Source organism: Cupriavidus oxalaticus (assembly GCF_016894385.1).
Taxonomy (GTDB): domain Bacteria; phylum Pseudomonadota; class Gammaproteobacteria; order Burkholderiales; family Burkholderiaceae; genus Cupriavidus; species Cupriavidus oxalaticus.
In genome coordinates this window covers 3,574,427-3,593,196 of record NZ_CP069812.1, presented here as the reverse complement: position 1 = coordinate 3,593,196, position 18,770 = coordinate 3,574,427, and the positions used below count along the sequence as shown (strand labels likewise).

The 18,770-nt window shown below is 64.2% G+C and carries 10 protein-coding genes; 9 read left to right on the top strand and 1 reads right to left on the bottom strand.

Features of this window, described 5'->3' with window-relative positions; all coding sequences use genetic code 11:
- Positions 1-142: 142 nt before the first annotated feature.
- The 8 genes from rpoB (at position 143) to rpsJ (ending at position 15,972) form a co-directional block, all read left to right on the top strand.
- The gene (gene rpoB, locus JTE92_RS29020) at positions 143-4,249 is read left to right on the top strand and encodes a DNA-directed RNA polymerase subunit beta (RefSeq protein WP_063242127.1); all 4,107 of its coding nucleotides are present in this window, start codon (positions 143-145) and stop codon (positions 4,247-4,249) included.
- A gap of 114 nt (positions 4,250-4,363) precedes the next feature.
- A complete protein-coding gene (rpoC, locus tag JTE92_RS29015; RefSeq protein WP_063242128.1) occupies positions 4,364-8,611 on the top strand; it encodes a DNA-directed RNA polymerase subunit beta' in 4,248 nt (1,415 codons plus the stop codon).
- Positions 8,612-8,797: 186 nt separating this feature from the next.
- On the top strand, positions 8,798-10,645 hold the full coding sequence (gene recQ, locus JTE92_RS29010; RefSeq protein ID WP_063242129.1) for a DNA helicase RecQ: 1,848 nt from the start codon (positions 8,798-8,800) through the stop codon (positions 10,643-10,645).
- Between the two features lie 368 nt (positions 10,646-11,013).
- Positions 11,014-11,391 carry a 30S ribosomal protein S12 gene (gene rpsL, locus JTE92_RS29005; RefSeq protein ID WP_006576501.1) on the top strand — a complete coding sequence of 126 codons (378 nt, stop codon included), beginning with the start codon at positions 11,014-11,016 and terminating at the stop codon, positions 11,389-11,391.
- A 228-nt stretch (positions 11,392-11,619) separates the two neighbouring features.
- Positions 11,620-12,090 (top strand): 30S ribosomal protein S7, encoded by a 471-nt coding sequence (gene rpsG / locus JTE92_RS29000; RefSeq protein WP_010810459.1) that lies wholly within the window; start codon positions 11,620-11,622, stop codon positions 12,088-12,090.
- A 117-nt stretch (positions 12,091-12,207) separates the two neighbouring features.
- Positions 12,208-14,316 carry an elongation factor G gene (gene fusA / locus JTE92_RS28995; protein WP_063242130.1) on the top strand — a complete coding sequence of 703 codons (2,109 nt, stop codon included), beginning with the start codon at positions 12,208-12,210 and terminating at the stop codon, positions 14,314-14,316.
- Positions 14,317-14,394: 78 nt separating this feature from the next.
- A complete protein-coding gene (tuf, locus tag JTE92_RS28990) occupies positions 14,395-15,585 on the top strand; it encodes an elongation factor Tu (protein ID WP_063242169.1) in 1,191 nt (396 codons plus the stop codon).
- Between the two features lie 78 nt (positions 15,586-15,663).
- Positions 15,664-15,972 carry a 30S ribosomal protein S10 gene (gene rpsJ, locus JTE92_RS28985; protein WP_006160488.1) on the top strand — a complete coding sequence of 103 codons (309 nt, stop codon included), beginning with the start codon at positions 15,664-15,666 and terminating at the stop codon, positions 15,970-15,972.
- Positions 15,973-16,166: 194 nt separating this feature from the next.
- Here the strand turns inward: rpsJ and JTE92_RS28980 are convergent, their stop codons facing one another.
- Positions 16,167-17,177 (bottom strand): AraC family transcriptional regulator, encoded by a 1,011-nt coding sequence (locus tag JTE92_RS28980; protein WP_063241281.1) that lies wholly within the window; start codon positions 17,175-17,177, stop codon positions 16,167-16,169.
- 320 nt (positions 17,178-17,497) lie between these two features.
- Here JTE92_RS28980 and JTE92_RS28975 point away from each other — a divergent pair, with 320 nt between their 5' ends.
- A complete protein-coding gene (locus JTE92_RS28975) occupies positions 17,498-18,727 on the top strand; it encodes a dienelactone hydrolase family protein (protein ID WP_063241280.1) in 1,230 nt (409 codons plus the stop codon).
- Positions 18,728-18,770 lie beyond the last annotated feature (43 nt).

The window sequence follows — 18,770 nt, the reverse complement described above, 5'->3', positions numbered from 1 at the left end:
CTGATGCGACGACCACACCGCCCGCAGCGTGCGGGCACCGTCAGCCAGAGGTTGGTAGCGGCCAACCGCCAAATCCCCTCCCAGTCGCTGAACACCTCAGGCACGGCCAGGTCCAGCCGTCCTGCGATGATTCGGAGATCCCATGGCGTACAGCTTCACCGAAAAGAAGCGCATTCGCAAAAGCTTTGCGAAGCGCGCTACGGTACATCAGGTTCCATTCCTGCTTGCCACCCAGATTGAATCCTACACCCAGTTCTTGCAAGCGGAAACGCCGACCGCGCGTCGCAAGACCGAAGGCCTCCAGGCCGCTTTCAACGCAATCTTCCCGATCTCCTCGCATAACGGGCTCGCCCGTATGGAGTTCGTCTCGTATCACCTGTCCAACCCGCCGTTCGACGTCAAGGAATGTCAACAGCGTGGCCTGACCTTCCACTCGGCCCTGCGCGCCAAGGTTCGCCTGATCATCAACGATCGCGAGAACCCGGGCAAGGTCAAGGAAGTGAAGGAGCAGGAAGTCTACATGGGCGAAATCCCGCTGATGACTTCCACGGGTTCGTTCGTGATCAACGGCACCGAGCGTGTCATCGTCTCGCAGCTGCACCGCTCGCCCGGCGTGTTCTTCGAGCACGACAAGGGCAAGACCCACAGCTCGGGCAAGCTGCTGTTCTCGGCACGTATCATCCCCTACCGCGGTTCGTGGCTGGACTTCGAGTTCGACCCGAAGGACATCCTGTACTTCCGCGTCGACCGCCGCCGCAAGATGCCGGTGACGATCCTGCTGAAGTCGATCGGCCTGACTCCGGAACAGATCCTCGCGCACTTCTTCGTGTTCGACAACTTCACGCTGCAGTCGGAAGGCGCGCAGCTGGAGTTCGTGCCCGAGCGCCTGCGCGGTGAAGTCGCGCGCTTCGACATCGCCGACAAGAACGGCCGCGTGGTGGTCGAGAAGGACAAGCGGATCAACGCCAAGCACATCCGCGACCTGGATTCGGCCGGCACCAAGCTGATCAGCGTGCCGGAAGACTACTTGCTGGGCCGCGTGCTGGCCAAGAACATCATCGACCCGGATACCGGCGAGGTGATTGCCAACGCCAACGACGAGCTCACCGAAACGCTGCTGGAAAACCTGCGCGAAGCCGGCGTCAAGCAGATCCAGACCCTGTACACCAACGACCTGGACCAGGGCCCGTACATGTCGCAGACCCTGCGCGTGGACGAGACCGCCGACCAGACCGCTGCGCGGATCGCGATCTACCGCATGATGCGCCCGGGCGAGCCGCCGACCGAAGAAGCCGTGGAAGCGCTGTTCCAGCGCCTGTTCTACAGCGAAGAGTCGTACGACCTGTCGCGCGTTGGCCGCATGAAGGTCAACAGCCGCCTGGGCCGCCCCAGCGGCGAAGGCGCCATGGTGCTGCAGGACGAGGACATCCTCGAGACCATCAAGATCCTGGTCAACCTGCGCAACGGCAAGGGCGAGGTCGATGACATCGACCACCTGGGCAACCGTCGCGTGCGCTGCGTCGGCGAGCTGGCCGAGAACCAGTTCCGCGCCGGCCTGTCGCGCGTGGAGCGTGCCGTCAAGGAACGTCTGGGCCAGGCCGAGACCGAGAACCTGATGCCGCACGACCTGATCAACTCGAAGCCGATCTCGTCGGCGATCCGCGAGTTCTTCGGTTCGTCGCAGCTGTCGCAGTTCATGGACCAGACCAACCCGCTGTCTGAGATCACGCACAAGCGCCGTGTCTCCGCACTGGGCCCGGGCGGTCTGACGCGCGAGCGCGCCGGCTTTGAAGTCCGCGACGTGCACCCGACCCACTATGGCCGCGTGTGCCCGATCGAAACGCCGGAAGGTCCGAACATTGGCCTGATCAACTCGCTGGCACTGTATGCGCGCCTGAACGAGTACGGCTTCCTGGAAACCCCGTACCGCAAGGTCGAGAACAGCAAGCTGACCGACCAGGTCGACTACCTGTCCGCGATCGAGGAAGGCAAGTACGTGGTGGCGCAGGCCAACGCGACCGTCGACGCCGATGGCAACCTGACCGACGAACTGGTGTCGGCGCGTGAAGGCTCCGAGCGTGAAACCCGTATGGTGACGCCGGACCGCGTGCAGTACATCGACGTGGCGCCGTCGCAGATCGTGTCGGCCGCTGCCTCGCTGGTGCCGTTCCTGGAACACGATGACGCGAACCGTGCACTGATGGGCGCGAACATGCAGCGTCAGGCCGTGCCTTGCCTGCGTCCGGACAAGCCGCTGGTCGGCACCGGCATCGAGCGCACCGTTGCGGTCGACTCGGGTACTGCCGTGCAGGCGATGCGTGGCGGCGTGGTCGACTACGTCGACGCGATGCGTATCGTGATCCGCGTGAACGACGACGAAGCCGTGGCCGGTGAAGTCGGCGTGGACATCTACAACCTGATCAAGTACACGCGCTCGAACCAGAACACCAACATCAACCAGCGTCCGATGGTCAAGGTTGGCGATATTGTTGCCCGCAACGACGTGATCGCCGACGGCGCCTCGACCGACCTGGGTGAACTGGCGCTCGGCCAGAACATGCTGGTGGCGTTCATGCCGTGGAACGGCTACAACTTCGAGGATTCGATCCTGATCTCGGAGCGTGTGGTGGCCGAAGACCGCTATACCTCGATCCACATCGAGGAACTGTCGGTCGTTGCCCGCGACACCAAGCTGGGACCCGAGGAAATCACGCGCGATATCTCGAACCTGGCCGAGGCCCAGCTGGCGCGCCTGGACGAGTCGGGCATCACCTACATCGGTGCCGAGGTTGAAGCCGGCGACGTGCTGGTGGGCAAGGTCACGCCGAAGGGCGAGACCCAGCTGACCCCGGAAGAGAAGCTGCTGCGCGCGATCTTCGGCGAGAAGGCGTCGGACGTGAAGGACACCTCGCTGCGCGTGCCGTCGGGCATGAGCGGCATCGTGATCGACGTCCAGGTCTTCACCCGCGAAGGCGTGACCCGCGACAAGCGTGCCCAGTCGATCATCGACGACGAACTGAAGCGCTACCGCCTGGACCTGAACGACCAGCTGCGTATCGTGGAAGGCGATGCCTTCCAGCGCCTGGAGCGCCTGCTGATCGACAAGACCGTCAACGGCGGTCCGAAGAAGCTGGCCAAGGGCGCCAAGATCACCAAGGAGTACCTGGCCGACGTCGACAAGTACCACTGGTTCGACATCCGTCCGGCGGACGAGGAACTGGCTGCCCAGCTGGAAGCCGTCAAGGAAGCCATCGAGCAAAAGCGCCACGAGTTCGACCTGGCCTTCGAAGAGAAGCGCAAGAAGCTGACGCAGGGCGACGAACTGCCGCCGGGCGTGATCAAGATGGTCAAGGTCTACCTGGCCGTGAAGCGCCGCCTGCAGCCTGGCGACAAGATGGCAGGCCGTCACGGCAACAAGGGTGTGGTGTCGAAGATCACCCCGATCGAAGACATGCCCTACATGGCCGACGGTACGCCGGCTGACATCGTGCTGAATCCGCTGGGCGTGCCTTCGCGGATGAACGTGGGTCAGATTCTCGAGACGCACCTGGGCTGGGCCGCGCGCGGTCTGGGCGAGCGCATCGGCAACATGCTGAAGGCGCAAGCCAAGGCAGCCGAAGTGCGCAACCTGCTCACGCAGATCTACAACGAGAGCGGCAAGGTCGAAGACCTGGACAGCCTGTCGGATGCGGAAGTCCTGGAACTGGCCGACAACCTGAAGAAGGGCGTGCCGTTCGCGACGCCGGTGTTCGATGGTGCGCATGAGGACGAAATCCGCCGCATGCTGGACCTCGCCTATCCGGAAGAGATTGCGAAGGAGAAGGGCCTGACCGCTTCCAAGCAACAGGTCACGCTGTTCGACGGCCGCACCGGCGAAGCGTTCGAGCGTCCGGTCACGCTGGGTGTGATGCACATGCTGAAGCTGCACCACCTGGTCGACGACAAGATGCACGCGCGTTCCACCGGCCCGTACTCGCTGGTGACGCAGCAGCCGCTGGGCGGCAAGGCGCAGTTCGGTGGCCAGCGTTTCGGTGAGATGGAAGTGTGGGCACTGGAAGCCTACGGCGCGTCGTACGTGCTGCAGGAAATGCTGACGGTCAAGTCCGATGACGTGAACGGCCGTACCAAGGTGTACGAGAACATCGTCAAGGGCGAGCACTCGATCGATGCCGGCATGCCGGAATCGTTCAACGTGCTGGTGAAGGAAATCCGCTCGCTGGGTATCGACATCGACCTCGATCGCTACTGATCGAGCCGATGCGGGTGCCGGCTGCGGCCGGCACTCACCAGCGCAGGATTTCCCACAGAATGAATGCCATCGCCCCGGACAGACTCCGGGCCGGTGGCGAAACAAGGAGTTGCAATGAAAGCATTGCTCGATCTCTTTAAGCAGGTACAGCAGGAAGAGCAGTTCGACGCGATCAAGATCGGCCTGGCCTCGCCCGAGAAGATCCGTTCGTGGTCGTACGGCGAAGTCAAGAAGCCGGAAACGATCAACTACCGTACGTTCAAGCCGGAACGCGACGGCCTGTTCTGCGCCAAGATCTTTGGCCCGATCAAGGACTACGAGTGCCTGTGCGGCAAGTACAAGCGCCTGAAGCACCGCGGCGTGATCTGCGAGAAGTGCGGCGTTGAAGTGACGCTGGCCAAGGTGCGCCGCGAGCGCATGGGCCACATCGAACTGGCCGCGCCGACCGCGCACATCTGGTTCCTGAAGTCGCTCCCGTCGCGCCTGGGCATGGTGCTCGACATGACGCTGCGCGACATCGAGCGCGTGCTGTACTTCGAAGCATTCGTGGTGCTCGAGCCTGGCATGACCCCGCTCAAGAAGAGCCAGATCATGTCGGAAGACGACTACCTGGCGAAGTGCGACGAGTACGGCGAGGGCGAGTTCGTCGCCATGATGGGTGCCGAGGGCATCCGTGAACTGCTGCGCGGCATCGACATCGAGAAGCAGATCGAACAGATCCGCGCCGAGCTGCAGGCCACCGGCTCCGAAGCCAAGATCAAGAAGTTTGCCAAGCGCCTGAAGGTGCTCGAGGCCTTCCAGCGTTCGGGCATCAAGCCCGAGTGGATGATCCTCGAAGTGCTGCCGGTGCTGCCGCCCGAGCTGCGCCCGCTGGTGCCGCTGGACGGTGGCCGCTTCGCGACCTCGGACCTGAACGACCTGTATCGCCGCGTCATCAACCGTAACAACCGCCTGAAGCGCCTGCTGGAACTGAAGGCGCCCGAGATCATCGTGCGCAACGAAAAGCGCATGCTGCAGGAAGCGGTTGACTCGCTGCTGGACAACGGCCGTCGCGGCAAGGCGATGACCGGTGCCAACAAGCGTCCGCTGAAGTCCCTGGCCGAAATGATCAAGGGCAAGGGCGGCCGTTTCCGTCAGAACCTGCTGGGCAAGCGTGTCGACTACTCGGGCCGTTCGGTCATCGTGGTGGGCCCGACGCTCAAGCTGCACCAGTGCGGCCTGCCCAAGCTGATGGCGCTCGAGCTGTTCAAGCCGTTCATCTTCCACAAGCTGGAAACGATGGGCATCGCCACCACCATCAAGGCGGCGAAGAAGGAAGTCGAAAGCCAGACCCCGGTGGTGTGGGACATCCTCGAAGAGGTGATCCGCGAGCACCCGGTGATGCTGAACCGCGCGCCGACGCTGCACCGCCTGGGTATCCAGGCGTTCGAGCCGGTGCTGATCGAAGGCAAGGCCATCCAGCTGCACCCGCTGGTCTGCGCGGCGTTCAACGCTGACTTCGACGGCGACCAGATGGCTGTCCACGTCCCGCTGTCGCTGGAAGCGCAGATGGAAGCCCGCACCCTGATGCTGGCCTCCAACAACGTGCTGTTCCCGGCCAACGGCGATCCGTCGATCGTCCCGTCGCAAGACGTGGTGCTGGGTCTGTACTACACGACCCGCGACAAGATCAACGGCCGCGGCGAGGGCATGACCTTTGCCGACATCAGCGAAGTGATCCGCGCCTACGAGAACAAGGAGGTCGAGCTGGCTTCCCGCGTGAACGTGCGTATCACCGAGTATGAGCTGGTGGACAAGGACGCCGAGGGCGACGCCCGTTTCGCACCCAAGACCACGCTGCAGGCCACCACGGTCGGCCGCGCGATCCTGTCCGAGATCCTGCCGAAGGGCCTGCCGTTCTCGGTGCTGAACAAGCCGCTCAAGAAGAAGGAAATCTCGCGCCTGATCAACACTGCGTTCCGCAAGTGCGGCCTGCGCGAGACCGTGATCTTCGCCGACAAGCTGCTGCAGTCGGGCTTCCGCCTGGCAACCCGCGCCGGTATCTCGATCGCGATCGACGACATGCTGGTGCCGCCCGCCAAGGAAAAGATCATCGCCGAGGCCTCGGCCAAGGTGAAGGAATACGACAAGCAGTACATGTCGGGTCTGGTGACGGACCAGGAACGCTACAACAACGTCGTGGACATCTGGGGCGCCGCCGGCGACCAGGTGGGCAAGGCGATGATGGAGCAGCTCCAGCACGAGGACGTGGTCGACCGCGAAGGCAAGACCGTGAAGCAAGAGTCGTTCAACTCCATCTACATGATGGCCGACTCGGGCGCACGGGGCTCCGCCGCGCAGATCCGCCAGCTGGCCGGCATGCGTGGCCTGATGGCCAAGCCGGATGGCTCGATCATTGAAACGCCGATTACGGCGAACTTCCGTGAAGGCCTGAACGTTCTGCAGTACTTCATCTCGACCCACGGTGCACGTAAGGGTCTGGCCGATACGGCACTGAAGACCGCGAACTCGGGTTACCTGACCCGTCGTCTGGTCGACGTGACCCAGGATCTGGTCGTGGTGGAAGACGATTGCGGCACCTCCAACGGCGTGGCCATGAAGGCCCTGGTCGAAGGCGGTGAAGTGATCGAAGCCCTGCGCGACCGTATTCTCGGCCGCGTGACCGTGGCCGACGTGGTGAACCCGGAAACCCAGGAAACCGCGATCGAGTCCGGCACGCTGCTGGACGAAGACCTGGTCGAGCTGATCGACAACATCGGCGTGGACGAAGTCAAGGTCCGCACCCCGCTGTCGTGCGACACGCGCTACGGCCTGTGCGGCAAGTGCTATGGCCGCGACCTGGGCCGCGGCGTGCTGGTGAACTCCGGCGAAGCGGTTGGCGTGATCGCCGCCCAGTCGATCGGTGAGCCGGGCACGCAGCTGACCATGCGTACGTTCCACATCGGTGGCGCGGCATCGCGTGCGGCAGTGGCATCGAGCGTGGAAGCCAAGGCAACCGGTACCGTGCGTTTCACGGCGACCATGCGTTACGTCACCAATGCGAAGGGCGAGCTGATCGTCATCTCGCGTTCGGGCGAGGCGCTGATCACCGACGACCACGGCCGCGAGCGCGAGCGCCACAAGATCCCGTACGGCGCCACGCTGCTGGTGCAGGACGGCCAGGCCATCAAGGCTGGCACGCAGCTGGCCACGTGGGACGCGCTGACGCGTCCGATCGTTTCGGAATACACCGGCACGACCAAGTTCGAGAACGTCGAAGAAGGCGTGACCGTCGCCAAGCAGATGGACGAAGTGACGGGCCTGTCGACCCTGGTGGTGATCGACGCCAAGCGCCGCACGGCTGCCACCAAGGGCATCCGCCCGCAGGTGAAGCTGCTCGACGCCAACGGCCAGGAAGTGAAGATCCCGGGCACGGACCACTCCGTGACCATCGGCTTCCAGGTCGGCGCGCTGATTACCGTGAAGGACGGCCAGCAGGTGCATGTGGGTGAAGTGCTCGCGCGTATCCCGACCGAATCGCAGAAGACTCGCGACATTACCGGTGGTCTGCCGCGTGTGGCCGAGCTGTTCGAAGCGCGTTCGCCGAAGGACGCCGCCGTGCTGGCGGAAATCACCGGCACGACCTCGTTCGGCAAGGACACCAAGGGCAAGCAGCGCCTGGTGATCACGGACCTGGACGGCAACGCCCACGAGTTCCTGATCGCGAAGGAAAAGCAGGTGCTGGTGCACGACGGCCAGGTGGTGAACAAGGGCGAAATGATCGTGGAAGGTCCGGCGGACCCGCACGACATCCTGCGCCTGAAGGGCATCGAAGAGCTGGCGCACTACATCGTGGACGAAGTGCAGGACGTGTACCGTCTGCAGGGCGTGAAGATCAACGACAAGCACATCGAGGTGATCGTTCGCCAGATGCTGCGCCGCGTCCAGATCGCCGACGTGGGCGACACCAAGTTCATCCCGGGTGAACAGGTGGAGCGTTCGGAACTGCTCGACGAGAACGACCGCGTGATCGCCGAAGGCAAGCGTCCGGCGACCTACGAGAACCTGCTGCTGGGTATTACCAAGGCGTCGCTGTCGACCGACAGCTTCATCTCGGCGGCATCGTTCCAGGAAACCACGCGCGTGCTGACCGAAGCGGCGATCATGGGCAAGACCGACGACCTGCGTGGTCTGAAGGAAAACGTGATCGTGGGTCGTCTGATCCCGGCCGGTACCGGCCTGGCCTACCACCGTGCCCGCAAGGCGCGCGAGGCCTCCGAGCGCGAACGTGCCCAGGCGATCGCCGAAGAAGAGCAGTCGCTCTTCATCGAGCCGCCGCCGGTGGTGCAGGCGACGACCGAGGGTGAAGGCGACAACGCCTGATCTCAATGCAGTGAATTCCCGCCGCAAGGCGGTCAAAAGCCCGGCTGATCCAGCCGGGCTTTTTTTGTATCCGCGCGTGGCGTGACCTTTCGTGAGAAACGTCGGAGAGTTTGCCCGTCAGGCGCGGTGGCCGGGTCCCTTAGTGGTAAGGTTACGGCTTTTCCGGCTCCAGCAATTCCGTTGTCCATGTCGCAAGCACTGGCGATCCTCAAGGATGTCTTCGGCTACCACGCCTTTCGCGGGCGCCAGGCCGAGATCATCGACCACGTTGCCGAAGGCGGCGACAGCCTGGTGCTGATGCCGACCGGCGGCGGCAAGTCGCTGTGCTACCAGATTCCGGCGCTGCTGCGGCAGCGCACAGGGCAGGGCGTCGGCATCGTGGTATCGCCGCTGATCGCGCTGATGCAGGACCAGGTCGCGGCGCTGACCGAAGCCGGTGTGCGCGCCGCGGTGCTGAATTCAACGCTGACCGGTTCAGAAGCATCCGCCGTCGAGCGCGACCTGCTGGCCGGCAGGGTGGAGATCCTCTACGTCGCACCCGAGCGGCTGATGACGCCCCGCTTCCTCGACCTGCTCGAGCGGACGCGCGTCGGACTGTTCGCCATCGACGAGGCGCATTGCGTATCGCAGTGGGGCCATGATTTCCGGCCGGAGTACATCCAGCTGTCGGTGCTGCACGAACGCTTCCCGTACGTGCCGCGCATTGCGCTGACCGCTACCGCCGACGCGCTGACGCGCAACGAGATCATTGAACGGCTGGCGCTGGACGACGCGCGCGTTTTCATCTCCAGCTTCGACCGGCCCAATATCCGCTACCGCATCGTCGAGAAGGACAATGCGCGCCAGCAATTGCTGGCCTTTATCAAGGCCGAGCACACCGCAGCCGATGGCACCCACGACAGCGGCATCATCTACTGCCTGTCGCGCAAGAAGGTGGAAGATACCGCTGCGTGGCTGCAGGGCCACGGCATCAATGCCTTGCCCTACCACGCCGGCATGGACGCGGCCATCCGCCAGCGCCACCAGGCCAGGTTCCGCGAGGAAGAGGGGCTGGTGATGGTTGCCACCATCGCCTTCGGCATGGGCATCGACAAGCCTGACGTGCGCTTCGTTGGCCACCTGGACCTGCCCAAGAGCATGGAGGGCTATTACCAGGAGACCGGCCGCGCCGGCCGCGACGGGCTGCCGGCCAATGCCTGGATGGCCTATGGCCTGGGCGACGTGGTGCAGCAGAAGCGCATGATCGACGAGTCCGACGCGGACGAGGCCTTCAAGCGCGTGTCGTCGTCCAAGCTGGACGCGCTGCTGAGTTTGTGCGAAACCGCCGGCTGCCGGCGCCAGCGCATCCTCGCCTACTTCGACGAAGCCAGCGAACCCTGCGGCAACTGCGATACCTGCCTGGAGCCGCCGGCCACCTGGGACGGCACGCGCGAGGCGCAGATGGCGCTGTCGTGCGTGTACCGTACGGCACAAGCCAGCCGCGTGCATTTTGGCGCCACCCACCTGGTCGACGTGCTGCGGGGAAATGCCTCCGAAAAGATCAAGCAGTGGGGCCATGACAAGGTCTCGACCTTCGGCATCGGCAAGGATCGCTCGGTCCACGAGTGGCATACCGTGTTCCGCCAGTTGATCGCGCAGGGTTTGCTGGTGATCGACCATGGCGGGCACGGTGCGCTGCTGCTGGGTGAGCGCGCGCGCGAGGTGCTCAAGGGCGAGCGCCAGATCATCCTGCGGCGGCAGGCCACCCGGCCCGGCAAGTCCGGCGAGCGCCCGGCGCGCGGCAACCGTATCGACCACACCGCGGACATGGACGCTCAGACGCTGTCCAACTGGGAGGCGTTGCGCCGCTGGCGCACCGAGACGGCCCGCGAGCATGGCGTGCCGGCCTACGTGATCTTCCATGACGCCACGCTGGCCGAACTGGCGCGGACGGCGCCGGACTCGCTGTCGGCCATGGAAGGTATTCCCGGGATTGGCGCGTCCAAGCTCGAGCGCTACGGCCAGGCCATTGTCGACGCGCTGCGCGGCACCTAGCCCGTCTGCCTGTGCGAACTGTGCGGGACGGGGACCCGCCGGGGCGCAACGGGTATACAACTTGACGGTATACGATTCCGCTGCTAGGATGCCAGATTCGAGTTTTTGGCTTTGGATTTCGCTCGCCCGTCGGATATGTGGCTTTCAGGCCGCTGCCGGCAAGCCTTCCGGACCGGTTTTGATGGACCGGTGGCGGCAGATGCGGGATCCGGGTGCCGGCTCGCGCTCTTTGGCATGCTGTTACCGCACAGTCCCGTCTCCAGAGCGCGTCCGCTCATCTCTCCCGCCCAAAAACCCGTAGTTGCCTCTCCATCCTGGCGCATGCCGGTGCGAGGGGCGTTTTTCGTAAAACCAAGCTGGATTGAACAATGCCAACTATCAACCAACTGGTTCGCAAGCCGCGCGTCTCTGAAGTCATCAAGAGCAAGAGCCCGGCGCTTGAGAACTGCCCCCAGCGCCGTGGTGTGTGCACCCGCGTGTACACCACGACGCCGAAGAAGCCGAACTCGGCACTGCGTAAGGTCGCCAAGGTGCGCCTGACCAACGGTTTCGAAGTCATTTCGTACATCGGCGGTGAAGGCCACAACCTGCAGGAACACTCGGTCGTGCTGATCCGCGGCGGCCGTGTGAAGGATCTGCCGGGTGTGCGTTACCACATCGTCCGTGGCTCGCTGGATCTGCAAGGCGTGAAGGACCGCAAGCAGGCCCGTTCGAAGTACGGCGCGAAGCGTCCGAAGGCGGCCTAAGCTTAGGGTGCCTGGGTCTGCGAGACCCGAAGCAGCAACAAACGATAGCCTGTGGCGCGAGTCATGGTGCTGTCACCAGGCGGCGGTACAACGGAGCGCCTTTTTGGCAACCGTGCCGTCGAGTAAGTGGTCACCCGGCGAATTTGCTGTCTATTGCATGCAAGCTAGTTGGTGGCCGGAGAGCGGAAACAACTGACCGCGCTCTCAACTGAATCTAAAGGAAAGAAGATGCCACGTCGTCGTGAAGTCCCCAAGCGGGATGTTCTGCCTGATCCGAAGTTCGGCAACGTTGAAGTTGCCAAGTTCATGAACGTGCTGATGCTGGACGGCAAGAAGTCGGTTGCCGAACGTATCGTCTATGGCGCGTTCGACCAGATCGAAAAGAAGGCAGGCAAGGCCCCCATCGAAGTGTTCTCCGTTGCCATCAACAACGTGAAGCCGGTGGTGGAAGTGAAGAGCCGTCGCGTGGGCGGCGCCAACTATCAGGTTCCGGTCGAAGTCCGTCCGTCGCGTCGTCTGGCATTGGCGATGCGTTGGCTGCGCGAGGCCGCGAAGAAACGCAGCGAGAAGTCGATGGCGCTGCGCCTGGCAGGTGAGCTGCTGGAAGCATCGGAAGGCCGTGGCGGCGCGATGAAGAAGCGCGACGAAGTGCACCGCATGGCCGAAGCCAACAAGGCGTTCTCGCATTTCCGCTTCTAAGCGCGCGATAGCGTTTGTTGGTTGCCGGGCGGGCTGTGTTTTTACACATCTCGCCCGTTTGTGTTAGGGGCGCGGGCCATGAGATGCCGGCGCCTCACGGACGAATAGAGGATTAAAGTGGCTCGTAAGACTCCTATTGAGCGCTACCGTAACATCGGTATTTCGGCTCACATTGACGCGGGTAAAACCACCACGACCGAGCGGATCCTGTTCTACACCGGTGTGAACCACAAGATCGGTGAAGTGCATGATGGCGCGGCCACCATGGACTGGATGGAGCAGGAGCAGGAGCGCGGCATCACCATCACGTCTGCTGCGACCACCGCCTTCTGGAAGGGCATGGGCGGCAACTACCCCGAGCACCGCTTCAACATCATCGACACCCCGGGCCACGTGGACTTCACCATCGAGGTGGAGCGTTCCATGCGCGTGCTGGACGGCGCCTGCATGGTGTACTGCGCAGTGGGTGGCGTGCAGCCGCAGTCGGAAACCGTCTGGCGTCAGGCCAACAAGTACAAGGTGCCGCGTCTGGCGTTCGTCAACAAGATGGACCGTACCGGCGCGAACTTCTTCAAGGTCTACGACCAGCTGAAGACCCGCCTGAAGGCCAACCCGGTGCCGGTCGTGGTGCCGATCGGCGCTGAAGACGGCTTCCAGGGCGTCGTCGATCTGCTGGAAATGAAGGCGATCGTTTGGGACGAAGCCAGCCAGGGCGTGAAGTTCGAATACCAGGACATCCCGGCCGAGCTGCAAGCCACCGCTGACGAATGGCGCGAGAAGATGGTCGAGTCCGCCGCCGAAGCCAGCGAAGAGCTGATGGAAAAGTACCTGGGCGGCGAAGAGCTGACCCGCGCCGAGATCGTCAAGGCGCTGCGTGACCGTACCATCGCCTGCGAAATCCAGCCGATGCTGTGCGGCACCGCGTTCAAGAACAAGGGCGTGCAGCGCATGCTCGACGCCGTGATCGACTTCCTGCCGTCGCCGGTCGACATTCCGCCGGTTACGGGCACGGACGAGGACGACAGCGAGAAGAAGCTCGAGCGCAAGGCTGACGACAACGAAAAGTTCTCGGCACTGGCGTTCAAGATCATGACCGACCCGTTCGTTGGCCAGCTGATCTTCTTCCGCGTGTACTCGGGCAAGATCAATTCGGGCGACACCGTGTACAACCCGGTCAAGAGCAAGAAGGAACGCCTCGGCCGTATTCTGCAGATGCACGCCAACCAGCGCGAAGAAATCAAGGAAGTGCTGGCCGGCGACATCGCCGCTGCGGTGGGCCTGAAGGATGCCACCACGGGCGATACGCTGTGCGATCCGGCTGCCCCGATCGTGCTCGAGCGCATGGTGTTCCCGGAGCCGGTGATCTCGCAGGCTGTCGAGCCGAAGACCAAGGCTGACCAGGAAAAGATGGGCATCGCCCTGAACCGCCTGGCCGCTGAAGATCCGTCGTTCCGCGTGCGTACCGATGAAGAATCGGGCCAGACCATCATTTCGGGCATGGGCGAGCTCCACCTCGAAATCCTGGTCGACCGCATGAAGCGCGAATTCAACGTGGAAGCCAACATCGGCGCGCCGCAGGTGGCCTACCGCGAAACCATTCGCAAGACGGCCGAAGGCGTCGAGGGCAAGTTCGTCAAGCAGTCGGGCGGCCGCGGCCAGTACGGTCACGCCGTGATCACGCTGGAACCGCAAGAGCCGGGCAAGGGCTTCGAGTTCATCGACGCCATCAAGGGCGGTGTGATTCCTCGCGAATACATCCCGGCGGTCGAAAAGGGTATCGTCGACACGCTGCCGAACGGCATCCTGGCTGGCTTCCCGGTGGTGGACGTGAAGGTCACGCTGACGTTCGGTTCGTACCACGACGTGGACTCGAACGAAAACGCGTTCCGCATGGCCGGCTCGATGGCTTTCAAGGAAGCCATGCGCAAGGCCAGCCCGGTTCTGCTCGAGCCGATGATGGCCGTGGAAGTGGAAACGCCGGAAGACTACACCGGTACCGTGATGGGCGACCTGTCGTCCCGCCGCGGCATCGTGCAGGGCATGGACGACATGGTGGGCGGCGGCAAGATCATCAAGGCCGAAGTCCCGCTGTCGGAAATGTTCGGTTATTCCACGTCGCTGCGCTCGGCCACGCAAGGCCGCGCCACGTACACCATGGAATTCAAGCACTACGCTGAGGCACCGAAGAACATCGCCGAAGCCGTGATGACGGCCAAGGGCAAGTAATTCGAAGTTTGCCGCCGCGCCTGCCGGTGCGGCGGCGCGATGAAACAACAAGACTGCATTCCTATCAGGAGCTAAGAAATGGCAAAGGAAAAGTTCGAGCGGACCAAGCCGCACGTGAACGTTGGTACGATTGGTCACGTTGACCACGGCAAGACCACGCTGACCGCAGCGATCGCCACGGTGCTGGCTGCCAAGTTCGGCGGTGCCGCCAAGAAGTACGACGAAATCGACGCAGCGCCGGAAGAAAAGGCCCGCGGTATTACCATCAATACCGCGCACGTCGAGTACGAGACGGCCAACCGCCACTACGCGCACGTTGACTGCCCGGGCCACGCCGACTACGTGAAGAACATGATCACGGGTGCCGCCCAGATGGACGGCGCGATCCTGGTGTGCTCGGCCGCTGACGGCCCGATGCCGCAGACGCGCGAGCACATCCTGCTGGCCCGTCAGGTTGGCGTGCCGTACATCATCGTGTTCCTGAACAAGTGCGACATGGTGGACGACGCTGAACTGCTCGAGCTGGTCGAGATGGAAGTTCGCGAACTGCTGAGCAAGTACGAGTTCCCCGGCGACGACACCCCGATCATCAAGGGTTCGGCCAAGCTGGCGCTGGAAGGCGACAAGGGCGAGCTGGGCGAAGTGGCCATCATGAACCTGGCCGAAGCGCTGGACACCTACATCCCGACGCCGGAGCGTGCCGTTGACGGTACCTTCCTGATGCCGGTGGAAGACGTGTTCTCGATCTCGGGTCGCGGCACCGTGGTGACCGGCCGTATCGAGCGCGGCATCATCAAGGTCGGCGAAGAAATCGAAATCGTCGGTATCCGCCCGACCGTGAAGACCACCTGCACCGGCGTGGAAATGTTCCGCAAGCTGCTGGACCAGGGCCAGGCTGGCGACAACGTCGGTCTGCTGCTGCGCGGCACCAAGCGTGAAGACGTGGAGCGCGGCCAGGTGCTGTGCAAGCCGGGTTCGATCAAGCCGCACACCCACTTCACCGGCGAGGTGTACATCCTGTCGAAGGACGAAGGCGGCCGTCACACCCCGTTCTTCAACAACTACCGCCCGCAGTTCTACTTCCGCACCACCGACGTGACCGGCTCGATCGAGCTGCCGGCGGACAAGGAAATGGTGATGCCGGGTGACAACGTGTCGATCACCGTCAAGCTGATCGCCCCGATCGCCATGGAAGAAGGCCTGCGCTTCGCAATCCGCGAAGGCGGCCGTACCGTCGGCGCCGGCGTCGTGGCAAAGATCCTCGACTAAGCACTTCCTGGGACATGCCCGCGGGCATGTCCCCATCCAACTGGGCACGTTGCCCAATCGCTCTTTTAAGGAAATATCATGCAGAACCAGAAGATCCGTATCCGCCTGAAGGCTTTCGACTATCGCCTGATCGACCAGTCGGCTGCCGAAATCGTGGATACCGCCAAGCGTACCGGCGCGATCGTCAAGGGCCCGGTGCCCCTGCCGACCCGCATCCAGCGCTTCGACATCCTGCGTTCGCCGCACGTCAACAAGACCAGCCGCGATCAGTTCGAGATCCGCACTCACCAGCGCCTGATGGACATCGTCGATCCGACCGACAAGACGGTTGACGCGCTGATGAAGCTCGACCTGCCGGCCGGCGTGGACGTCGAGATCAAGGTGTAAAGATGCTTTGGGCCGCGTTGGTGGCCTGATGCAGCAAAAACGGCGAACCGTAGGGTTCGCCGTTTTTGTTGGCTGACAAGTTTGAATTGCCGATTGTTTGCTCCCCTCTCCCGCCTGCGGGAGAGGGGAGCCTCTACCAGGGGCGTTGGCTTGCGTTCAGCGCGTGGTGCACGTATGCCGGTACAGATCGGACATCAACCCGCCCCACGCCGCCGCAGCGTCTGCGCCGGACATTCACCGAATGCCCGCCGATATTCCGCGCTGAAGCGCCCCAGATGCGCAAAACCCCAGCGCAATGCCGCGGCGCTGACCGATGCCACCGATGCATCGTTCAGCAGGTCCCGCCGCACCCGCTCCAGCCGCACCGTGCGCAGGTAGGCCATCGGTCCCGTCCCGCGATGCTCGCGGAACCCGGCGAACAGGCTGCGCACGCTGACCCCGGCCACCTCCGCCAGCAGGGCGGGCGTCAACTCCGCGCCGGCGTTGGCATGGATGTATTCCTCCACCACCTTCACATGGCGCGGCGCCAGCGGCTTGCCGTGTTCGCGCAGCGCGTCCGACAGGCTGTGCGGCTGCGCGGTCAGCAGCGTGCCGATCACCAGTTGCTCGAGCTGGCAGGCGGTGAGGGGATGCCGGGCCGATTCCGGCGCCGTCTCGAGCATCGCGGCGAGGTAGCGCATCAGCTCGTACCAGGCGCCGGTGCGCCACGCCATGCCGAGCGCAAAGCGCAGCGGGCGCTCGGGACGCCGGCCCAGGTGGGCGGCGCAGATCCGGTCGAGCGCGCTGCGCTCGATGCGCACGATCAGCTGGTCGCTGTCCGCGCTCCAGCGCATCGCGAGCGCGTCGGCCGGCGTCAGCACCGAGGCGCTGTCCGGCGTGGACAGGATGTGCTGGTCGCCGCAGCGGATATCGGCCTGGCCCGACAGCGGCATCTGCACCAGCAGGAAGTCGCCCAGCGGGCCGGGATCGATGGTGACATCGGCGCCGTAGGCCAACCGGTTGAACGACACCGCGCCCAGCGGGGCATGGTGCATGCGCGCCTGCAGCCGGGTACCACGCACTTCCAGCCGGTGCGGCTTGAACACGCGGCCGACGGCGGCGCGCGTCTCGGCTACGTCGGTCGAGGCGAACACGCACCGCGCGGGGTCGCCGAGCAGGGCGCGCGCCAACGGTCCGGCGGCCGTGGCGGCGGGGGGCAGCTGCATTGTCTCGCTCCTCTGGCGTGGACCGCGGTGCTGCCGGGCAGGCTGGCCTGGCGCCGTGCGCACCGCATGGTCAGGGTCCGGGCCGGCGGTCGAAGGCCGCGCGGCAATCGGTTTCCCACGCGATCCACTATAGCGGATGGGCCACGGCCGCCGTGCGGCGCCAGCGCCACGGCGTTGACCGGGTCGGCAGTTTCCTGCACTAATCGGATAGCCGCTGCGCCCGGCGGCTAGTTTGCTGCGGTGCGGAGCCGCCATGATGGATTCCAGCACGGCAGCCCCCACCAGACACCGTAAAGAGACAACGACAAGGAGAGCAGGCCATGGGCCAGACCATCCAGATCCAGACCCCCGAAGGCAGTTTCAGCGGCTATCTCGCCGTTCCCGCGACAGGCAAGGGTCCGGGAATCGTGCTGTGTCAGGAGATCTTCGGCGTCAATGCCACCATGCGGCAGGTCGCCGACTATTACGCCGAAGAGGGTTACACGGTGCTGGTTCCCGACCTGTTCTGGCGCCTCGCGCCTGGCATCGAGCTGACCGATCGCGGCGAGGATTTCCAGCGCGCGCTGGGCCTGTACCAGCAGTTCGACGAGGCCAGGGGCGTGCAGGACGTGGGCGCGGCGCTGGACGCGCTGCGCGCTCGCCCGGAATGTGTCGGCCTGACTGGCGTGCTCGGCTTCTGCCTGGGCGGCAAGCTGGCCTACCTGGCGGCGTGCCGGCTGCCGGACGTGGCCTGTGCTGTGGCCTATTACGGTGTGGGCATCGAGCACGCACTTGGCGAAGCCGCTCAAGTGCGAGGCCGCCTCGTGCTGCATATCGCGGAGAAGGACGGCTTCTGCCCGCCGCAGGCACAGGCCGCGATCCGCGAAGCCCTCGCCGGGCGCGACAACATCGACGTCTACGTCTATCCGGGGGTCGACCACGCCTTCGCGCGCGCCGGCGGCGAGCACTTCGACAAGCCCTCGGCGCTGATGGCGCACCAGCGCTCGATCGCCGCGCTGCGCCGCGAGATGGGTCCGCACTATGACTTCTCCGCGCTGTGGGACAAGCACTGCGAGTATGAATTCGCCACGCGCGACGTCGATGCCACCATGGCGACGATGGTGCCGCAGCCCTATGTGAACCACATCCCGACCATGACCGGCGGCGTCGGCTACGCGCAGCTGCGGCGCTTCTACCAGAACCACTTCGTCCACAGCAACCCGGCCGATACCACGCTGATCCCGCTGTCGCGCACGGTCGGCGCCACGCAGATCGTCGACGAGCTGCTGTTCTGCTTCACGCATACCTGCGAGATCGACTGGATGCTGCCGGGCGTGCCGCCCACGGGCAAGCGCGTGGAGATCCCGCTGATCGCCATCGTCAAGTTCCGCGGCGACAAGCTCTATCACGAGCATATCTACTGGGACCAGGCCAGCGTGCTGGTGCAGATCGGCAAGCTCGACCCGGCGGGTCTGCCGGTGGCGGGCGTGGAGACAGCGCGCAAGCTGGTGGACGAGATGCTGCCGTCGAACACGCTGATGGCGCGCTGGCAGGAGAGCGAGGGCAAGTAACGCGCGTTGGGGCATCGACCTGGAGCAGGCCCGCAGAGGCCTG

Excerpts from the sequence above, each read along its gene's own strand:
- rpoB (WP_063242127.1), top strand. The coding sequence starts at position 143 with ATGGCGTACAGCTTCACCGAAAAGAAGCGCATTCGCAAAAGCTTTGCG.
- rpoC (WP_063242128.1), top strand. The coding sequence starts at position 4,364 with ATGAAAGCATTGCTCGATCTCTTTAAGCAGGTACAGCAGGAAGAGCAG.
- recQ (WP_063242129.1), top strand. The coding sequence starts at position 8,798 with ATGTCGCAAGCACTGGCGATCCTCAAGGATGTCTTCGGCTACCACGCC.
- rpsL (WP_006576501.1), top strand. The coding sequence starts at position 11,014 with ATGCCAACTATCAACCAACTGGTTCGCAAGCCGCGCGTCTCTGAAGTC.
- rpsG (WP_010810459.1), top strand. The coding sequence starts at position 11,620 with ATGCCACGTCGTCGTGAAGTCCCCAAGCGGGATGTTCTGCCTGATCCG.
- tuf (WP_063242169.1), top strand. The coding sequence starts at position 14,395 with ATGGCAAAGGAAAAGTTCGAGCGGACCAAGCCGCACGTGAACGTTGGT.
- rpsJ (WP_006160488.1), top strand. The coding sequence starts at position 15,664 with ATGCAGAACCAGAAGATCCGTATCCGCCTGAAGGCTTTCGACTATCGC.
- JTE92_RS28980 (WP_063241281.1), bottom strand. The coding sequence starts at position 17,177 with ATGCAGCTGCCCCCCGCCGCCACGGCCGCCGGACCGTTGGCGCGCGCC.
- JTE92_RS28975 (WP_063241280.1), top strand. The coding sequence starts at position 17,498 with ATGGGCCAGACCATCCAGATCCAGACCCCCGAAGGCAGTTTCAGCGGC.